This is a genomic window from Proteus sp. Marseille-Q3619, from assembly GCF_965283115.1.
Map to the genome: position 1 here is coordinate 3,528,388 of NZ_CBDIMP010000001.1, position 19,692 is coordinate 3,548,079.

A 19,692-nucleotide genomic window follows, 5' to 3' on the forward strand; every position below is an offset into this window, starting at 1 on the left:
AGGTTTTTATTAATCTATCAATAAGCACAGGATAAGCATGCTCGATCCAAATCTACTGCGTAATGAGCTAGACGCGGTCGCCGAAAAACTGGCTCGCAGGGGATTCATCCTCAATGTGGAAAAAATTCGTCAACAAGAAGAACGCCGTAAGGTGTTACAGGTTGAAACTGAATCCCTGCAAGCAGAACGTAATTCCCGATCGAAGTCCATTGGTGCGGCAAAAGCGCGTGGTGAAGATATTGAGCCACTTCGTCAAGAAGTTAACCTGTTAGGTGAAAAACTTGAAGCTGCAAAAGCCGAACTTGAAGTGCTTCAAGCGGAAATTCGTGATTACGTTTTAACTATCCCAAATATGCCAGATGATGCTGTTCCAAATGGCAAAGATGACAGCGAAAACGTTGAAGTTTCTCGTTGGGGCACACCAAAAACTTATGATTTTGAATTAAAAGATCATGTGACTTTAGGTGAGCTAACAGATGGTTTAGATTTTGCTTCTGCGGTAAAAATTACCGGTTCACGTTTTGTTGTGATGAAGGGTCAAGTTGCACGTTTACATCGTGCTATTACACAATTTATGTTGGATCTGCACACAGAAGAGCACGGCTACCAAGAAATGTATGTTCCTTACTTGGTTAACCACGCAACTCTGTACGGTACAGGCCAGTTACCTAAATTTAGTGAAGACTTATTCCACACTAAACCGTTAGAAGAAGAAGCAGAAAGCCAATATGCACTTATTCCAACAGCGGAAGTGCCTGTGACAAATATGGTAAGAGACGTCATTCTTGAAGAAGACGACTTGCCATTGAAAATGACAGCTCACACACCATGTTTCCGTTCAGAAGCAGGCTCTTATGGTCGTGATACTCGTGGTTTAATTCGTATGCACCAATTTGATAAAGTTGAGCTAGTTCAAATCGCTCATCCTGAAAAATCAATGGAAGCATTAGAAGAGCTGACTGGTCACGCTGAAAAAGTACTGCAATTACTGAATCTACCTTACCGTAAAGTGGTACTTTGCACTGGCGATATGGGCTTTGGTTCACGTAAAACTTACGACTTAGAAGTTTGGGTACCAGCTCAAAATACTTACCGTGAAATCTCTTCATGTTCAAATATGTGGGATTTCCAAGCACGTCGTATGCAAGCACGCTTCCGTTCTAAGGGTGATAAGAAGATCCAGTTAGTTCACACTTTAAATGGTTCGGGCTTAGCTGTAGGTCGTACTTTAGTCGCAATTATGGAAAACTATCAAATGGCTGATGGCCGTATTGAAATTCCAGAAGTGTTACGCCCATACATGAAAGGTTTAGAATATATCGGTTAATTATTATCTAATTAATTGATTATTGATAAAAGAAACCTCTGCTTAGGCAGGGGTTTTTTATTACCCGAGTAAAATATTTATCACTAATAATTTGCTTTATATTACCTATTAAACCCAAATAATTAGATTATTATAGAGTTAAAAATTAGCAAAGAGAGCATTATAAATAATTTAATTCTAAGGTATTCCATTTTTATTTTTTATATTTTCATTCCCACCTTGACAATTTCTCTCATTGACATTAATTTGGATTTCTAGATGTTTAGCCGTCTGGATTTCTATTTAATGGGTGAGTTGATTAAAATGATAACACTAAAAAATGTCAGCAAAATTTATCAGCGAGGGAAAAAGCAAACTATTGCTGTTGATGATATTAATTTGAATATTGAACAGGGAGATATCTTTGGCATCATTGGTTATAGCGGTGCTGGGAAAAGTAGCTTAATTCGTTTATTGAATCGTTTAGAGCCTGTAACAAAGGGGGAAGTGATTGTTGGTAAATACAACATTACCACCAGCAGTGAACGTGAGATCCGTAAAATCCGCCACTCAATTGGTATGATATTTCAACATTTCAATTTGCTGTGGTCACGTACAGTTAGAGAGAATATTGAATTTCCACTTGAAATTTCAGGGTTAGATAAGAAGCAACGTTTTCAACGTGCGAGTGAATTAATGGAGTTAGTTGGGCTTGCTGATAAAGCTGATGAATATCCATCAACATTAAGTGGTGGGCAAAAACAACGTGTTGGTATTGCTAGAGCGCTGGCAAATAATCCTGATGTTTTATTATGTGATGAAGCAACATCTGCATTAGATCCAAAAACAACACAAACAATTTTAGCACTGCTCGCTGAAATTAATCAAAAAATGAATATTACGATTGTGTTGATCACGCATGAAATGCAAGTTGTAAAAGCGATATGCAATAAAGTAGCCGTTATTGAGCAAGGAAAAATAATTGAACAAGGCGAAGTAGTAAAAATATTTAACCAACCAAAACATAAAGTGACACAACAGTTTTTATCACAATCAGTACATGTAACAGATAACAGTGATGATATTGAGAATATAAAGCAGCAAAGCACAGTAATAAAACTGTTACTGCAAGAAGGTAAAAAATATGACTATTTACTTTATGATTTAATTTCTAAATTTAATGATCCAGTTAATTTAATAAAAGGCAGTTTTTCACAAGAAAACGGGTTTATTTATTTACAGCTAAATAATAAATCGGATGAAATCATCCAATATCTTGAGAATAATAAATTTGATATAGCGGTCGTGTGATATGGATGAAATACAAAGTTGGTTTAATAGCTATTTACCTCATTTAAAACTCAATGTACTCGGTGAAGAAACATTAAATACATTATATATGACACTGGTTTCTGGTGCATTATCCTGTTTATTAGGGATCTTAATTGGCGTGGCATTATTTTTAACAGCAAAAGAGGGTTATAAAGAACATATTTCTATATATAGAATGCTCTCATTTATTGTAAATATTTTTAGAGCCGTTCCTTTTATTATTTTAATTATTTTATTGTTCCCTTTTACTAAATTAATTGTGGGAACCATATTAGGTGTTAATGCAGCACTACCTGCATTAGTGATTTCAGCCGCTGCTTTTTATGCTCGATTGGTTGAATTAGCATTACGTGAAGTAGATAAAGGCGTTATAGAAGCAAGTCTCTCAATGGGTGCTAATTTGCCTACACTAATATTTAAAGTGTTATTGCCAGAATCATCACCTGCACTTATTTCTGGCTTAACCGTCACGTTGATTTCTTTAGTGGGTGGAACCGCAGTTGCAGGCGCAATTGGGGCGGGTGGACTGGGCAACTTAGCTTATTTAGAAGGATTCCAACGCAGTCATCTTGATGTGGTTTGGGCTGCGACTTTAGTGATTTTATTTATTGTATTATGCATTCAGTTATTAGGAGATAGTGTTGTAAGAAATATAGATAAACGCTAATTAAAGAATTAATTCAATTAAAAATCAAATTTAAAAAAAATAAGGTTATAACAATGAAATTAACAGTATTTAAAAAACTGGGATCACTGCTACTTATTAGTCTAGCACTCTCTGCTTGCAAACCATCAGATGAAAAATCAAAGAATAAATTAATTATCGGCGCATCAAGTACACCGCATGCAGAAATTTTAGAATTTATTAAACCGCAGTTAGCAAAAGAAGGGCTAGAGTTAGATATTCGAATTTTTAATGATTATATTATTCCAAACCAAGCATTAGCCGAAAAAGAATTAGATGCTAACTTTTTCCAACATGTACCTTATTTAAATAAAACACTAGCAGATCACCCTGATTGGAAATTAATTTCTGCGGGAGCTGTACATATGCATCCATATCGTTTTTTCTCGCAAAAATATAAAAGTCTGCAAGATTTACCTAATGGTGCAAAAATGATTAGTAGTAATAACTTGGCACAACATGGACATATATTAAAACTATTCCAAGATGAGGGCTTAATTAAATTACGTGATGGCATCGATCCTGATGATTCTACAATTGATGATATTGTAGAAAATCCTCGTAATATTAAGTTTTTATTTACCTATGATGGTCCATTGTTGCCACAAATTTATAAAAATGGTGAAGCAGATGTCGCTTCTATTGATGGGCACTTTGCCATTAATGCGGGATTAGACTTAACCAAAGAAGTGATTTATACAGAGCCTGCGGCTAACAGTAAGTTTGCCAATGTGGTTGTTATAAGAGAAGAAGATAAAAACGATCCACGTATTGCTAAATTAATGGTACAGCTAAAAGCGCCTGAAACCAAAAAATTTATTTTGGATACCTTTAAAGGCGAAGCAGTTCCTGTTCCATAATTAGTCTATTTTTAAATTAATGTATCAAAGAGTGGTGTAAGAGATTATGCCACTTTTTTGTTTATTATAAGAGGGATTATAAAAAGGTTTTTAATAAAGAAATGACTATTTAACAAAAATATAACGCAATCCGCCATTGGTTAAACCGATCACGGCAGATCCTATTTATGCTGTTAAATTAGACCTATCGCTCGAATTTACTTTCGTTATTTATAACATTTCTATTTAATTAGAACCCTACAAAAGAGCATATTCTATGATAGTTTCTAAACAGCAGTTACATCAATTAATCAAAAATAAATTACATCATGCAGGATTGAGTGAGCCTCATGCTGATACGGTGGCTGATGTCTTAGTCCATGCTGATGCCAAAGGTATTCATTCTCATGGTGCTGTGCGTGTGGAATATTATGCAGAGCGGATCAGTAAAGGCGGTACAAATACAGCGCCTAATTTTACTTATACTGAAACGGGGCCATGTAGCGCTGTATTTGATGGTGATAATGGAGCTGGGCATGTTGCAGCGAAAGACGCAATGGAACGCGCAATTAAGATGGCACAAGAGAAGGGAGTTGCGGTTGTTGGTGTAAGACGAATTGGTCATAGTGGTGCGCTATCTTACTTTGTTGAACAAGCATCACAAGCAGGCATGGTGGGTATTTCGCTGTGTCAATCTGATCCTATGGTTGTTCCTTTTGGTGGCTCTGAAGTCTATTACGGCACTAATCCTATCGCTTTTTCAGCGCCTGGAGTAGGCGATAAACGTATTACATTTGATATGGCGACAACTGTACAGGCATGGGGCAAGGTACTTGATGCGCGCTCGCGTCATGTCGACATTCCTGATACTTGGGCAGTTGATGAAAGTGGTAAACCTACGACAGATCCCTTCGCAGTAAAAGGTTTATTACCTATTGCGGGACCTAAAGGTTATGGTTTAATGATGATGGTTGATGTGTTGTCTGGCATTTTGCTGGGTCTTCCTTTCGGTAAACATGTCAGTTCGATGTATCACGATTTAACACAGGGGCGAGAGCTAGGCCAATTACATATTGTTATCAATCCTGCTTTCTTTACTGATGCCTCATTATTTAGAGAACATATCTCACAGGCTATGGGGGAGTTAAATGCAATTAAGCCAGCTCCTCATGTGGAGAAAGTGCTTTATCCTGGTGAGAATAGTCAAATAGAAGAACAAAGAAGCGAAAAAGAAGGTATTGAAATTGTTGATGAAATTTATAATTATTTAATATCTGATGCACTTTATAATAAATCTTATGATAATAAAAACCCGTTTGCGGGTTAATATAACATCTCAATTCTCAATAAAAAGAACAGTGGATGGTGACATCGACTGTTCTTTTTTCTTTTATATATTCACACTATAAAATTTATAATTCATTAGCCATTATGTATTTGGTTATTTTATTATAGTTAATAAATTAAAATTATCTAATTATAAAAACAACAAATCATATATTTTTAATTATATATCAATTAATAATTAAGAACAAAACGTGTGTTTTTTATTACTTTAAAATATACATTGGTGAGGGTTATGAATAATCTATTTATGTATTTAAAAGTTAAAATAAAACAAGATGCGATTTTAGCGGTTGATCTCGCAGAGAAGAGTCCATCTATCCGTAATTTTAATCTTGCTAATAAAATATTAACAGTAAAATTAACAAGTAAGAAATTAAAATTAAAAAAAGATCCTAATGATACCTATCTTATTCAAGAAAAAATAAAAAATTATGAGTCTTTATTTTTAAAATTAAATGAAATTAAAATAGAATATGCGTGTGAATATAAATTTATAGTTGGATTAAAAAGATTATTAACCAATAAAAAAATAAAAAATAGTCCACAAAAAAAGATCATAGGAAATTATAAAAATAGAGTGGGAATATATCAATCAACCAATAAGGATGTTAATCATTTTATAAATGAAGATTTAATGGATTTTTTATTTGAAAATAAAAAAATTAATAATGATAAATTTAATAGTTTTAACATTAAAAATGTTAATATTAATGACGCGAATATATGTTCTTCACAATTTGAAAAATGTAATATAAATGAATCAATATTTACGGATTGTAAATTAACTAAATCTTATTTTCATGCTTCAACAATAAAAAATTCAACGTTTAATCATTGTAATTTAACCAACGCTGATTTTTTATTTTCAAATATAGAAAATGTAAACTTTATAAATAGTGACTTAAGTAATGCAACAATTAAGGTAAAAAGTGCTAATTTTGAAAATTCGACACTTGATAATGCAAAAATAGAAATTGATATTGACAATATTCCTTTAATGAAAAATAAAAAAACTCTATTTGAAACCATTAGTTCAATAAATGATAAATATAATGAAATAAAAACATCATTGATGAGCGCTCTGATTTTAAAAATACAGTGTACTATTTTATATAATTATAATGGTCATGATGGTGATAATAATATAGGGTTATCAGCAGACTTTATAATAGAAAATTTATTCTCTAATCAATATTTTTGTAAAAATAAAATAATTAAAAAATTTATTACTGATATTTTATATAGTTCCTATTTTGATGATGAATATAGTAATTCTATTGATAAATTATCCCCTGATTTTTTATCTTTTCATTTAGATCTAATTAATAATTATGACAATGATAAGCTGAAAAAATTTATGCTACAAGAAAATGATAAATTTATTAAGCTAATGGTATTATCACTTTATCATGAAAATCAAAATATTAGAGATAGAGCAAGAGTGTTATATGATAAATATCTTGATCTTGAGGAGATAAAATCTTTTGTTCAAGAAAATGATATTGATTGTGGTGATAGAAAGGTTGACTGGTATGATAAAAACAGTTTTAATTATATTTTAATAAATAACAATAAAGATAAAAAAATAATTATTAGTCATGAAGATATAGTTAATGTTTTATTTAATAATAATATGGAAACTAATACTAGTTTTACTAGGTTTTATCTTTATATTAATAATGATTGTGAGAAAATTAATAATATTAATTATTATGAGTTATTTAATGGTTTTATAATGTCAGAAATAAGTACTATACCTGATTTTGTTATTTTTACAAATTGTTATAACAAGATGGCCAATAAAATTGAATCTAATAAGTGGTTGTCATTATTTAAATCAAGTGATTTTTATGAACAATTTCACTCTGTTTTAATAGGTATGAAGCCTTTTTCTAATGAAAAGCTTATTAATATTCAAGAACAAGAAAAGTTAAGTAAAATATTTAAGCCATTTTTAAATGCTTCAGATGGTAATATTAAAAAAAGTTCTCTAACTATTGAACATTATCAAAAACTTTGTGAACTTTTTGATATTACTTTGGTAAGTAAAGAATTGAAATCTCAATATTTATTAAGTCTTTCTGCTTTAATTGTTAAATATTCATCAAGCTCTGTATTTGGCAACGATTCAGATTCACCTGAAATATTAAGAATGTATGCTTATGCTTTAATGAGTAAGGCTAATGAATTAAATCCAAAATTAATGGGAAAAAACTTTAAAGAATGGAGCGATAGACTATTAGGAATGAATAAAATGTTTCAATGTACGGATGTACTTTTTTCAATAATGAATCATTATGGAAAAGAACACTTCAAAGATATATTTTATAAAATCATACCGTTACATTGGAGATAATAATTAGTCAAAATAAGAGAAATAAAACGCACTCCAACTTTACTAATTAACTGTTGGAGTGCAAGCAAAAAACATTATTTTTTCGTTTTAATCAATTAAATCGAAGATTAACTGACTAATTTACCAATATTGGATTCAGCGGTTTTATTAAGAGAAATCGTTCCATTTCCACCATTTCCGCCAATTCCACCATTATTTCCTTGGTTGCCTACATTATGGTGATAAAAAACGTCACGATAAGAGCCATACATCGCAGTGTAAGAAAGAGGAATAGTAATTAATAACCCTAAACCAAATGGAATAATACTCACGACCAGAATAAATAGCAGTAAAATAAAGAAGAAGAACCCACCAGCTAAATTTATTTTTACTGCCGAAAGGCTCGCTTTAACAGCAGGGAGCGCTTTATAACCGTTTACTAATACCAACGCAGGGACAAACCAATATGCAGCAGTACTAATTGTACCGAAAATAGCAATAATAATGATAAATAGAGTAAAACCTGATGTGTTATCTGCCATCATTTCAGCAATAATTTCTTCAGAATAATCACTAGAAGCCGCATAGATAACGTCCATCATGGCTGCACCAGAGATAATAACCGCGAGAATAATCCCAAACAGCAAAATAAGGAAACTGATGCCGTAAGCGCCCATTATACTTAGATAGCGTTTGTTATAAAAACCAAAGAATAGATTATCAACGTCCATCCGTTGGGTTTCATACTGCTGATGGGCAATGGCAATAAGGCCTGTAGCTAATACAGTAGTAATAAAAGGTGATATGATTGGACCTATTAGCGGAATAAATCCAAGAATGGTCGATATAATAAGACTAACGATAAAGTAGATAATAATAACGCCTACCCACATCCAAAAACGTTCTTTTATTAAATCCCATCCCAGTCCTAACCAACGTACTCCGCCTGAGGCACCTCGTGCTTGAGGAATAGGCGTAAATACCTCTTGTGGCTCTGTTAGCGATGAATTATTGTCTTGTTCCATTTCCTGTACCTTAATCCCAATATCTTTAGTTTATAAATATAAGCCTTCTATAATATCTTTTTGTTTTGTTATTAATCAACTGTATTCAACTTAATATAGGTTAAGGATAATCTTAGAATGTATATTTTTATTTGTGGGGACAGATATTCTTTAATTAATACAAAATGATTTAAATAATTTAAGTTAACTTCATCTCATTAAAAAATAACTTTATTTGTTTGGGATATTTTTAATTATATGAAAACAAAAAGCAGCACTTTAATGTGCTGCTTCTTAAATTAACCTTAAGTAGAAAAGCTTAGTAGATCACTTTATGACCGTAAGATTCAAGAATTGATTTTACATTTTCCATCGTCTCTTTTGACGGTGGATGAATGCCATCTAGCTTGTATTCTTCTCCTAAAGCTACCCATTTATGTTTGCCGAGTTCGTGGTAAGGAAGAAGTTCTACTTTTTCGATATTTTTCATATCTTTAATAAATTCGCCTAAACGATGAGCAGAATCATCATCATCAGACCAACCCGGTACAACCACATAACGAACCCATGTTTTTTGGCCTCGCTTTGCTAAATAACGTGCGAATTCAAGTGTACGCTGGTTTGATACACCAACCAGTTTCTGGTGGATCTCATCGTTGACTTGTTTTAGGTCGAGCATCACTAAGTCAGTGGCATCCATTAATTCATCAATAACGGGATCATAACGACGAACAAAGCCGTTAGTATCTAAGCAGGTATGGATATTTTCTTTTTGACAAGCGCGGAACCAATCGCGCACAAACTCTGCTTGCAAAATTGCTTCGCCACCTGAAGCAGTAACACCGCCGCCAGAAGCATTCATAAAATGACGATAGGTAACCGCCTCTTTCATTAGTTCATCAACTGTGACGATTTGCCCACCATGAGTATCCCATGTGTCACGGTTGTGACAATAGAGGCATCTCATTAGGCATCCTTGAAAGAAAACAATGAAACGTATTCCGGGACCGTCAACAGTACCGCAGGATTCAAATGAGTGGATACGACCAAGTACGGACATAACAGGGTTACTCCAAAACTGTCTAATAAAAAGGCCCCAAAGTAGGGGCCTTTATTCTAAGCGATTTTATCTACTTTCTCAGTAAATAAATGCATATAGTTATCTTTATTACATTGTTTGTGTGAATGTACGGGTGATAACGTCTTGCTGTTGCTCTTTAGTCAGTGAGTTAAAGCGAACTGCATAACCAGAAACACGGATAGTTAACTGAGGATATTTCTCAGGATCTTCCATTGCTTCTAACAGCATTTCACGGTTCATCACGTTGACGTTCAGGTGTTGACCACCTTCGATACCCGCTTCGTGGTGGAAGTAACCATCCATCAGACCCGCAAGGTTTGCTTTACGAACATCATCATCTTTACCTAATGCATTAGGTACGATTGAGAAGGTGTAAGAAATACCATCTTTCGCATAAGCAAATGGCAGTTTCGCAACAGAAGTCAGAGAAGCTACCGCACCTTTTTGGTCACGACCGTGCATTGGGTTAGCACCTGGTCCGAATGGTGCGCCTGCACGACGACCGTCTGGAGTATTACCTGTTTTCTTACCGTAAACAACGTTTGAAGTGATAGTCAGGATTGACTGTGTAGGTACCGCATTACGGTATGTACGCAGTTTCTGAATTTTCTTCATGAAACGTTCAACTAAGTCACAAGCGATGTCATCTACACGAGAATCGTTGTTACCAAATTGTGGGTATTCGCCATCAATTTTAAAGTCAACTGCTAAGCCGTTTTCATCACGGATTGGAGAAACTTTTGCATATTTGATTGCAGACAGTGAGTCAGCAGCAACAGACAGACCTGCGATACCACATGCCATTGTACGATATACGTCACGATCATGAAGTGCCATCAGAGCTGCTTCATAGCTGTATTTATCGTGCATGTAGTGGATAACGTTCAGCGCAGTTACGTACTGAGTTGCTAACCAATCCATAAAGTGATCCATTTGGTTCATCACAGTATCGAAGTTTAATACTTCGTCCATGATTGGAGCATGTTTTGGACCTACTTGGATTTTCAGTTTTTCGTCAACACCACCATTGATGGTATACAGTAAGGTTTTCGCTAAGTTCGCACGAGCACCGAAGAACTGCATTTGTTTACCAACAACCATTGGGCTAACACAACATGCGATTGCATAGTCATCGCTGTCGAAGTCAGGACGCATTAAGTCATCATTTTCGTACTGGATTGAAGAAGTATCGATTGAGACTTTAGCTGCATATTTTTTGAAGTTGATAGGCAGTTGTTCTGACCACAGGATGGTCATGTTTGGTTCTGGTGATGGACCCATTGTGTACAGGGTATTTAAGAAACGGAAAGTATTCTTAGTTACCAGAGTACGGCCATCTAAACCCATACCTGCTAAAGATTCTGTTGCCCAGATTGGGTCACCAGAGAACAGTTCATCATATTCAGGAGTACGTAAGAAACGAACCATACGTAATTTCATGACTAAGTGGTCAATTAATTCCTGAGCTTGTTCTTCTGTCAGTAAACCTGCTTCAATATCACGTTGGATGTAGATATCTAAGAATGTAGATACACGACCAAATGACATTGCAGCACCGTTTTGAGATTTAACAGCGGCTAAGTAACCGAAGTAAGTCCATTGTACTGCTTCTTTTGCGTTTTGCGCTGGGCGAGAAATATCGTAACCGTATTTCGCAGCCATTTCTTGGATTTGACCTAAAGCAGCGTGCTGCTCTGCGATTTCTTCACGCAGTTGGATAGTCATTTCCAGATCTTCGCCTTTTTCCATTCTTTCTTGTAAAGAGGTGAATTGGGCAAATTTATCTTTACGCAGGAACTCAATACCATACAGTGCAACACGACGGTAGTCACCGATAATACGACCACGACCATATGCATCTGGTAAACCTGTTAAGATACCAGATTTACGGCATTTCATGATGTCTGGAGTATAAACATCGAAAACGCCTTGGTTGTGAGTTTTACGGTAATCAGTAAAGATTTTTTTCAGTTCTGGGTCCAGCTCACGGTTGTAAGCGTGGCAAGAACTTTCAACCATACGGATACCACCGAATGGGATGATCGCACGTTTCAGAGGTGCATCAGTCTGTAAACCTACGATTTGTTCTAAATCTTTAGAGATATAACCCGCATCGTGAGATGTGATAGTTGAAGCAACAGAAGTATCAAAATCAACCGGCGCATGCGTGCGGTTTTCGATTTTGATGCCTTCCATAACTTGTTCCCAAAGTGTATCAGTTGCTTTAGTGGAACCTGCTAGGAAAGATTCGTCGCCTTCATATGGAGTGTAGTTTTTTTGGATAAAGTCACGAACGTTAACATTGTTCTGCCATTCACCTTCAGAAAAACCTTTCCATGCTTCAGCAAATTTTTCATTTAAATCAGACATGATACTTCTACCTTTTTACAATGGAACTTAAGAAATCAGTCATACCTGCGTGGATTAATGTTTATCGCCACGCAGATGCATTAACCAGTATACCAAACCGACTAGGACTGCTCCGCCAATAATGTTACCGATAGTGACAGGTAATAAATTGTCAGCGAGGAAATTCGAAACTGTTAAATCCGAAAATTGTTCGGGTGATGCACCTACTTTAGTCCAGAATTCTGCGGGTGCAAAATTCTTAATAACAATACCTAAAGGGATAAGGAACATGTTAGCGATACTGTGCTCAAAACCACTAGCAACGAACATACCGATAGGTAAAATTAATGCAAAGAGTTTATCAATTAGTGTACGACCTGCATAGCTCATCCAAACTGCAAGACAAACCATTAAGTTAGCTAAAATACCTAAACAAACGGCTTCAATAAAAGTGTGTTCAACTTTATGTTGTGCTGTTTGTAAGACATTAAGCCCCCAAAGCCCATTCGCTGCCATATGCTGACCTGCGAACCACATTAAGGCGACAAAAAAGAGTGCGCCAACAAAGTTACCAAGATAGACATTTATCCAGTTTGCAAACATTTTGCCCCAAGATATACGTCCAGTTGCTTTAGGAATAATAGTAAGAACAGTAGAGGTGAATAAGTCAGCGCCACAAACGACGACGAGCATTAACCCCAGAGAGAAGCAGATCCCACCGACTAATTTAGCCAGCCCAAATGGAACAGATGCGGTACCTGTAGTAGCAGTAATATAAAAAACAAAAGCAATTGATATAAACATACCCGCGGTAAATGCAGATAAGTAAGTCGTTGGAATATGTTTATTTGCTTTATAACAACATGCATCATCGGCAACTTTTGCCATATCCGCAGGTGATAATAAATTAAAAGGGCTGTCAGCTTTCATACTAACACTCTCTTATATGTTGGAATAATTATAGCACGCAATAATAGTAGCAAAGGGGCTTACTTCTAAAATTGATATGGATCATGGTCGCTCATTAGAATCCCGTTTTTAGTGCGTAAAAACCCGCTATTTTGGCTATAACTATTTGATTAATAAAATGAAAAAATTTTTTAAAAATTATCAAAAAATTTTAGACTAGCTGGATAAATAAAGTAGAAAGTAAATATAAAGTATTATTTAAACCCCGTATGTTAAGAATTAAAAATTAAATTTAACGCCTTATTTACTTTTGTCATAAATATAAACATTACTTTATTTGTGGTTAATCTTTAATGATTACTCCAGACATATACCCATTATAAAAATAAGGTTTTTTAATTTTTGAGATCTGGTTAAACAAATAGCAATTTAAACTATATTTAAGTAATATTCTTAGTGTAAAAGTTCAATATGTATTTATAGTGTCATATTAAATGCCTTAAATCGTCACTTTTGCCATATTTTGACAATTTTGTCAGATGGCAAATTTGTCATATTGACAAATCTGTCAATATTTTATTTTTAGCAAAATAAAACACTCTACTTTTCAATAGAGTGTTTCAATTTAAATATGCGCTTATTATTCAGTTAAAATTAATTATTATTTAATAAATAACCTTAAACAAAATAGGTTTATTTAGTCGATTGACGTTTTGCTTTCTGTAATTTCTCATAGGCAGCAAGTAACGACTGATGAACAGGTAAATTAGCTAAATCAGGATCAATAGTTTGTAATCCGTAAAATGCTTGTTTGCCTTGTATTGCATTTAAGGCTGCTTGTAATGTTTTTTCGCCATACATACGAGAAAATGCGTACATATATTGTTCTGGTTCACGTTCAGTCTCTTGTTGTAATAATAAGAGATTGTGTAAACAGCGATAATAGTTTTGACGCTCTGGCGTAAATAAAGAAGCATTAAAGTCTTGAGTCCATTCAACCCAAACGAGCGCTTGATCAAGATCGCCCCCCGCAAGAGCTAACATTGATTTTAATTCACCTACACGCAAATGGCTCCAACCATTATCTTTACCCGGAGCAATACCAATCATCTCTCTGATACGTGTAAAGTCATCTAAACCATCTTCATCAAATTGACCAATAAGAGAAAGATACTCTTCTTTAGTGCCTTCGCTCGTTGGTAGAGAAAGAATGGTGTCACGCCAATGTACACCCATAATGTTATTGGCTAATTGTAAATCCTCAGCAGGATAAATATCAGATAAGCCCGGTACTAAAATACGGCAAGCGTAAACACCTAGGTGTGAGTAGTCCATGATATAGACATCTGCATCACACTGCTGGCAAAGTGACATTAAGGTATGGAACTCTTCTTCTGTCGTACCACTGAAGTTCCAGTCAACAAATGCGTAATCGGCATCTTTCTTAAATAGATCCCAACTAATTAAACCACTTGAATCAATAAAGTGTGTTTCAAGGTTAGTATGATCACCAACTTCTTCATCATCAAAGCTTGGCGGATTAAAGACATCGAGATCTTTAAGGCTGCGACCTTGCAATAATTCAGTGACAGTACGCTCTAAAGCCACACCAAAATCAGGGTGAGCACCAAAAGAGGCAAAACAGGTACCATTTTGTGGGTTGAATAACACGACACAAATAACAGGGAATTGACCGCCTAAAGAGGCATCAAAACTAAAGATTGGGAAACCTTCTTGCTCTAATGTTTCAATCGCTTCAATAACAGCAGGGTAGCGAGCTAAAACTTCTTTAGGAATTTCAGGTAAGCTAATTCTTTCAGTGATAATGCGATTTTTTACATAACGTTCAAAAACTTCAGAAAGCCCTTGAACTCGTGCTTCATTCTTTGTATTTCCCGCTGACATGCCATTAGAAGCATATAAATTAGCAATAATGTTTACAGGAATATAAACAGGTTTTTCATCAGATTGACGTATAAATGGCAGAGCACAGATTCCGCGATCATGATTACTTGATTGTAAATCAACTAACTCACTACCACATAATTCACCTTCAGGATCATAAAATTCGCGTAAACGCGCATCTAATAAGCCTGCGGGAACAGAATCATCTTCTGTTAGTGGGAACCATTTTTCACTTGGATAATGAACAAATTCACCTTCTGCAATATCAGCACCTAACCAGAAATCAGAGAAGAAATAATTGGTTGAAAGACGTTCAAAGTATTCGCCTAGAGCAGAGGCTAATGCCGCCTTTTTGCTGGCGCCTTTACCGTTAGTAAAACATAAAGGACAATCTTTATCGCGAATATGAACAGACCAAACGTTTGGAACAGGGTTTAACCATGAAGCTTCTTCAATGTTAAATCCTAAGTCGGTTAATTTTTGCTGAAAGCTAGCGATAGAATCTTCCAGTGCGGCATCTTTGCCAGGAATAAATGTTTGTGACATGGCAGGTTTCATCAATATTTTGCTGGTGATAGTTAGGGGGCACATGATACTGAAATCCCCTGTAATGCACTAACGATTTCTTATGACGAAAAATAACTAACTATATAGAAACCTCATTATTTATTTGATATATGAGTTTTTTTAATAAATTCGTTTGATTTATCACGGAATTGATAATTAAAAATCATCATAATTAGATTTATTTATTAATTCATAAGGGATCGAAAAAAATGATGAAGAAAACATTGCTTGCCAGTTTGTTAGCTGTAATCAGTGGTTCTGTTTTCGCTTTGCCTAATGTCACTATTCTTGCAACAGGTGGAACGATTGCAGGCGGCGGTGATTCAGCAACACAGTCTAGCTATACGGCAGGTAAATTAGGCATTGATGTGTTGATCAATGCAGTGCCTGAAGCGAAGCAAGTGGCTAATTTAAAAGGTGAGCAAGTCGTTAATATCGGTTCTCAAGACATGAATGACCAAGTTTGGTTAAAACTCGCTAAAAAAATTAATGAAGATTGCGATAAAACCGACGGATTCGTGATAACACATGGTACTGATACCATGGAGGAAACAGCTTATTTTCTTGATTTAACAACTGCTTGTAAAAAACCTGTTGTAATGGTAGGTGCAATGCGTCCTGCTACGGCATTAGGCGCTGAAGGCCCTTTAAACTTATTTAATGCGGTTGTGATTGCCAGTGATAAAGCCTCTGAAAATCGTGGTGTGTTAGTCACTATGAATAACGCGGTGATTAGTGGTAAAGACGTTGTTAAAATGAATACTACTGAAGTACAAGCATTCCAGCCTGTTAACGCAGGTGCTCAAGGTTATGTGCATAACGGTAAGGTTCATTATTATACTGCGGCATTGCCTCGTGCAGATAAAGCCGCATTTGATGTGAGCAAACTAACCGAATTGCCAAAAGTTGGTATTGTTTATAACTACTCCAATGCGTCTGATTTACCAGCAAAAGCCTTTATTGATAATGGCTACAAAGGTATTGTTAGTGCTGGTGTAGGTAACGGTAACTTATATACTGATATTTTTAATACCTTAGCTGATGGCGCGAAAAAAGGTGTTGCAGTGGTTCGTGCAAGCCGTGTGCCAGTAGGATTTACCACCCAAAATGGTGAAGTAGATGATGCAAAATATGGCTTTATCGCGTCAGAGCGCTTAAACCCACAAAAAGCGAGAGTGTTATTACAGTTATCACTGACTGAAACTCAAGATCCTGCAAAAATTCAAGAAAATTTTGAAAAGTATTAAGTTAAACTAGTCTAAATAATAACAAGGCCTCATTCGTGAGGCTTTGTTATATTAAAAAATCACATCATATTCATTGATTCTTTTTAGCGCTAGATACCACAACTTTCGCTGTAAAAAACGCCACAAACGGCGTAAAAGCAAACACAATAAACAGCCAATGTGCAGCATTTTGCGCGCCAAGAATACCTCCTGGATCTGTTAACCCTGCCATATTAACCACAGTCCCTGAAATAGATGCACCGACAGCTGTTGAAAACAATTGGATAGTGGTAATGGATGTTGCCGCTTTTTGAGCTTCTTGTCCCTGAGAAACGTGTAAAACACGGGTTAAATAATGAGGCCATGCCATACCAATTCCGGCACCTGTAAAAAAGAGAGCGATACAAATAATGATAATCTGCCCATAAGGTACGGTTAAAACATTAGAGATAAATAAACCGAGGATCACAATGGCTGAAAAATTAATCATTGGGCCAAAATGCATTAACCGCTGTGCAGTAGATTGTTTACTTGATGAAGACATAATGGCAGAGAAAGACCAACCCGCACCAACCAATGCCGCTAAATAACCTGAAAGTAGTGGGGTAACATTATGGATAATTTGCAAGAAATAGGGCACAAAGACTTCTGTTTGTACACTAATCCCTAATAAAGCCATTGTGAGATATATGGGTGCTAACGGTGCAGAAAAAGAAAATGTCCCTTTAGGAAATAAGCCATCATTTGATTTTTTATCAATATTGACTAACAGGAGAATAAAGATAAAAGCAAATACAAAGGATAAGGTGTTATATAAAATAACGTTATAAAGACTACCAATAGAAATAGATAATACAGCAAGCATTAATAAAATAAGTTGTTGATAAGGTAATGGCGTTTTCGCGACGATATTATCGGCATTATTTTCGGTAGGAAGAATAGTAAATAATAAAATAGCGTAAGGAATACCTACAAATAAAATAGACCAAAATGCACCGCGCCAAACATCATATTCAGCAAATATTCCCCCTAGTGCAGGACCTAATAGTGTCGATATTCCCCACATGCTAGACATTAATGCCATGGCTCTAGACCAAAGAGGTTGAGGAAACATCACTCGGACTAAAGAGTAAGCAAGTGCCAGCAACATTCCTCCGCCAGCTCCTTGAATAAATCGCCCTAAAAGTAATATCTGCATTGAGGGTGCTGTCGCACAAATAACAGAACCTGCTAAAAAGCAAATTGTGGCAAAAAGATAACTATTGCGGGGTGCAAGTACGCTCAGTAATCGAGAAGTTAATGCAGAAGAGAGAATTGAAGCCAGAATAAAAACAGTGGTGTTCCATGCATATAAATTAAGTCCACCAATATCACGTACAATTGAAGGTAGCGTTGTGATTGTAATATAGACATTAATTGCGTGTAATGCGACACCTCCTGCTAAAGCGAGCGATTTTAGACTATTTTTTCCATGAAGAAGCATTCCCCAGCTCGCTTCTTCTTTTTTATTTACACTCCCCGACATAAAACACTCCTAACCATTATTTTTATGTTCTGCATATTATGCGTTAGTTCACAATAATCATTGCGCCAATTTAACGGGAATGATACAACCGATAAAGGTCATTTTGTAAAAACATATTCAGATAGGGTGAATTTGAATGAGTCAGGTATATAACTTTAGTGCAGGTCCGGCTATGTTACCGGCAGAAGTCCTTCGTCGTGCAGAATTAGAATTATGCAACTGGCATGAACTTGGGCGTTCGGTTATGGAAATTAGCCACCGCAGTAAAGAGTTTCTTGAGGTTGCTCATCAGGCAGAACAAGATCTTCGCGATCTTCTCAATGTGCCAGAAAACTATAAAATTCTTTTTTGCCACGGTGGTGCTCGTGGCCATTTTGCTGCTTTACCTCTCAATTTATTAGGCGATAAAGCAAGCGCTGATTATATTGATGGTGGTTATTGGGCTAAAAGTGCAGCCGAAGAAGCTGAAAAATATTGTTCGCCGAATATCATTAAAATTAAAACAGAAGTTGATGGCAAAATTGGCGTTAAGCCAATGAAAGAGTGGCAATTAAGTGCTGATGCTGCTTATGTGCATTATTGCCCAAATGAAACCATTGATGGTATTGCCATTCATGAAGAGCCAGATTTTGATGACAGCAAAATTGTTATTGCTGACTATTCATCTTCTATTTTATCTCAACCGATAGATGTTAGCCGTTTTGGTGTTATCTACGCGGGTGCACAAAAGAATATTGGTCCTGCGGGTTTAACGATTGTCATTATTCGTGAAGATCTATTAGGTAAAGCGCGTAAAGAAACGCCTTCCGTGTTTGATTACACTGTGCTTGCTGAAAATGATTCCATGTTTAATACACCACCTACCTTTGCTTGGTATTTATCAGGTATGGTCTTTAAATGGCTGAAAGAGCAAGGTGGTTTGCAAGAGATGGCAAAACGTAACTATGAAAAAGCAGCGCTTCTTTATAGTGCAATTGATAATAGTGATTTCTATATCAATCGTGTTGCCACAGAGAATCGTTCACTAATGAATGTACCTTTCCAAATGTCTTCTCCTGAGTTGGATTCTGTATTCCTAAAAGAGGCAGAAGCACAAGGTTTAGTCGCATTAAAAGGTCACCGTGTATCAGGTGGTATGCGTGCTTCAATTTATAACGCAATGCCATTGGAAGGTGTTCAAGCATTAGTTGACTTTATGGCTGATTTTGAACGTCGCCATGCGTAATAAATAAAATTTAGAATAAGAAAGCCTGCTTAACATACAGGTTTTCTTATTTATTCA

General features: G+C 35.5%; 14 protein-coding genes. 8 read left to right on the plus strand and 6 right to left on the minus strand.

Annotated elements, in window-relative coordinates; all coding sequences use genetic code 11:
• The first annotated feature begins 37 nt into the window (after positions 1 to 37).
• The 6 genes from serS (at position 38) to ACWPWK_RS16230 (ending at position 7,865) form a co-directional block, all read left to right on the plus strand.
• Positions 38 to 1,327 (plus strand): serine--tRNA ligase, encoded by a 1,290-nt coding sequence (gene serS, locus ACWPWK_RS16205; RefSeq protein WP_109373512.1) that lies wholly within the window; start codon positions 38 to 40, stop codon positions 1,325 to 1,327.
• Positions 1,328 to 1,585: 258 nt separating this feature from the next.
• Positions 1,586 to 2,617, plus strand: coding sequence for a methionine ABC transporter ATP-binding protein (locus tag ACWPWK_RS16210; RefSeq protein WP_244185061.1), 1,032 nt, complete (start codon positions 1,586 to 1,588; stop codon positions 2,615 to 2,617).
• A gap of 1 nt (position 2,618) precedes the next feature.
• On the plus strand, positions 2,619 to 3,305 hold the full coding sequence (locus tag ACWPWK_RS16215; protein WP_109373513.1) for a methionine ABC transporter permease: 687 nt from the start codon (positions 2,619 to 2,621) through the stop codon (positions 3,303 to 3,305).
• 53 nt (positions 3,306 to 3,358) lie between these two features.
• Positions 3,359 to 4,183: a MetQ/NlpA family ABC transporter substrate-binding protein gene (locus ACWPWK_RS16220; protein ID WP_109373514.1), complete on the plus strand. Its 825-nt coding sequence runs from the start codon at positions 3,359 to 3,361 to the stop codon at positions 4,181 to 4,183.
• Positions 4,184 to 4,439: 256 nt separating this feature from the next.
• Positions 4,440 to 5,489 carry an ureidoglycolate dehydrogenase gene (allD, locus tag ACWPWK_RS16225; protein ID WP_109373515.1) on the plus strand — a complete coding sequence of 350 codons (1,050 nt, stop codon included), beginning with the start codon at positions 4,440 to 4,442 and terminating at the stop codon, positions 5,487 to 5,489.
• A 252-nt stretch (positions 5,490 to 5,741) separates the two neighbouring features.
• Positions 5,742 to 7,865 carry a pentapeptide repeat-containing protein gene (locus ACWPWK_RS16230; protein WP_109373516.1) on the plus strand — a complete coding sequence of 708 codons (2,124 nt, stop codon included), beginning with the start codon at positions 5,742 to 5,744 and terminating at the stop codon, positions 7,863 to 7,865.
• Between the two features lie 107 nt (positions 7,866 to 7,972).
• Here ACWPWK_RS16230 and ACWPWK_RS16235 read toward each other — a convergent pair whose 3' ends face one another.
• The 5 genes from ACWPWK_RS16235 to ycaO form a co-directional block, all read right to left on the minus strand.
• Positions 7,973 to 8,869 carry a BPSS1780 family membrane protein gene (locus tag ACWPWK_RS16235; RefSeq protein ID WP_109373517.1) on the minus strand — a complete coding sequence of 299 codons (897 nt, stop codon included), beginning with the start codon at positions 8,867 to 8,869 and terminating at the stop codon, positions 7,973 to 7,975.
• A gap of 298 nt (positions 8,870 to 9,167) precedes the next feature.
• Entirely contained in the window at positions 9,168 to 9,908 is a 741-nt protein-coding gene (pflA, locus tag ACWPWK_RS16240) for a pyruvate formate lyase 1-activating protein (protein ID WP_023581312.1), read from the minus strand.
• A 108-nt stretch (positions 9,909 to 10,016) separates the two neighbouring features.
• The gene (gene pflB / locus ACWPWK_RS16245) at positions 10,017 to 12,299 is read right to left on the minus strand and encodes a formate C-acetyltransferase (RefSeq protein WP_160230117.1); all 2,283 of its coding nucleotides are present in this window, start codon (positions 12,297 to 12,299) and stop codon (positions 10,017 to 10,019) included.
• Positions 12,300 to 12,353: 54 nt separating this feature from the next.
• Positions 12,354 to 13,208, minus strand: coding sequence for a formate transporter FocA (focA, locus tag ACWPWK_RS16250; protein ID WP_100159566.1), 855 nt, complete (start codon positions 13,206 to 13,208; stop codon positions 12,354 to 12,356).
• A gap of 672 nt (positions 13,209 to 13,880) precedes the next feature.
• Entirely contained in the window at positions 13,881 to 15,638 is a 1,758-nt protein-coding gene (gene ycaO / locus ACWPWK_RS16255; RefSeq protein ID WP_109373519.1) for a 30S ribosomal protein S12 methylthiotransferase accessory factor YcaO, read from the minus strand.
• 230 nt (positions 15,639 to 15,868) lie between these two features.
• Between ycaO and ansB the strand changes: the two genes are divergently transcribed.
• Complete coding sequence (gene ansB / locus ACWPWK_RS16260; protein ID WP_109373520.1) at positions 15,869 to 16,906, plus strand: L-asparaginase 2; 1,038 nt, start codon at positions 15,869 to 15,871, stop codon at positions 16,904 to 16,906.
• 70 nt (positions 16,907 to 16,976) lie between these two features.
• On the opposite strand, the gene ACWPWK_RS16265 is transcribed toward ansB, so the two are convergent.
• Positions 16,977 to 18,410 carry an MFS transporter gene (locus ACWPWK_RS16265; protein ID WP_109373521.1) on the minus strand — a complete coding sequence of 478 codons (1,434 nt, stop codon included), beginning with the start codon at positions 18,408 to 18,410 and terminating at the stop codon, positions 16,977 to 16,979.
• 136 nt (positions 18,411 to 18,546) lie between these two features.
• On the opposite strand from ACWPWK_RS16265, the gene serC reads away from it, so the two are divergent.
• Positions 18,547 to 19,635, plus strand: coding sequence for a 3-phosphoserine/phosphohydroxythreonine transaminase (gene serC / locus ACWPWK_RS16270; RefSeq protein WP_109373522.1), 1,089 nt, complete (start codon positions 18,547 to 18,549; stop codon positions 19,633 to 19,635).
• Positions 19,636 to 19,692 lie beyond the last annotated feature (57 nt).

What these genes read in the sequence shown, in the direction of transcription:
- serS (WP_109373512.1), top strand. Translation starts at nt 38, where the DNA reads ATGCTCGATCCAAATCTACTGCGTAATGAGCTAGACGCGGTCGCCGAA.
- ACWPWK_RS16210 (WP_244185061.1), top strand. Translation starts at nt 1,586, where the DNA reads ATGTTTAGCCGTCTGGATTTCTATTTAATGGGTGAGTTGATTAAAATG.
- ACWPWK_RS16215 (WP_109373513.1), top strand. Translation starts at nt 2,619, where the DNA reads ATGGATGAAATACAAAGTTGGTTTAATAGCTATTTACCTCATTTAAAA.
- ACWPWK_RS16220 (WP_109373514.1), top strand. Translation starts at nt 3,359, where the DNA reads ATGAAATTAACAGTATTTAAAAAACTGGGATCACTGCTACTTATTAGT.
- allD (WP_109373515.1), top strand. Translation starts at nt 4,440, where the DNA reads ATGATAGTTTCTAAACAGCAGTTACATCAATTAATCAAAAATAAATTA.
- ACWPWK_RS16230 (WP_109373516.1), top strand. Translation starts at nt 5,742, where the DNA reads ATGAATAATCTATTTATGTATTTAAAAGTTAAAATAAAACAAGATGCG.
- ACWPWK_RS16235 (WP_109373517.1), bottom strand. Translation starts at nt 8,869, where the DNA reads ATGGAACAAGACAATAATTCATCGCTAACAGAGCCACAAGAGGTATTT.
- pflA (WP_023581312.1), bottom strand. Translation starts at nt 9,908, where the DNA reads ATGTCCGTACTTGGTCGTATCCACTCATTTGAATCCTGCGGTACTGTT.
- pflB (WP_160230117.1), bottom strand. Translation starts at nt 12,299, where the DNA reads ATGTCTGATTTAAATGAAAAATTTGCTGAAGCATGGAAAGGTTTTTCT.
- focA (WP_100159566.1), bottom strand. Translation starts at nt 13,208, where the DNA reads ATGAAAGCTGACAGCCCTTTTAATTTATTATCACCTGCGGATATGGCA.
- ycaO (WP_109373519.1), bottom strand. Translation starts at nt 15,638, where the DNA reads ATGTCACAAACATTTATTCCTGGCAAAGATGCCGCACTGGAAGATTCT.
- ansB (WP_109373520.1), top strand. Translation starts at nt 15,869, where the DNA reads ATGATGAAGAAAACATTGCTTGCCAGTTTGTTAGCTGTAATCAGTGGT.
- ACWPWK_RS16265 (WP_109373521.1), bottom strand. Translation starts at nt 18,410, where the DNA reads ATGTCGGGGAGTGTAAATAAAAAAGAAGAAGCGAGCTGGGGAATGCTT.
- serC (WP_109373522.1), top strand. Translation starts at nt 18,547, where the DNA reads ATGAGTCAGGTATATAACTTTAGTGCAGGTCCGGCTATGTTACCGGCA.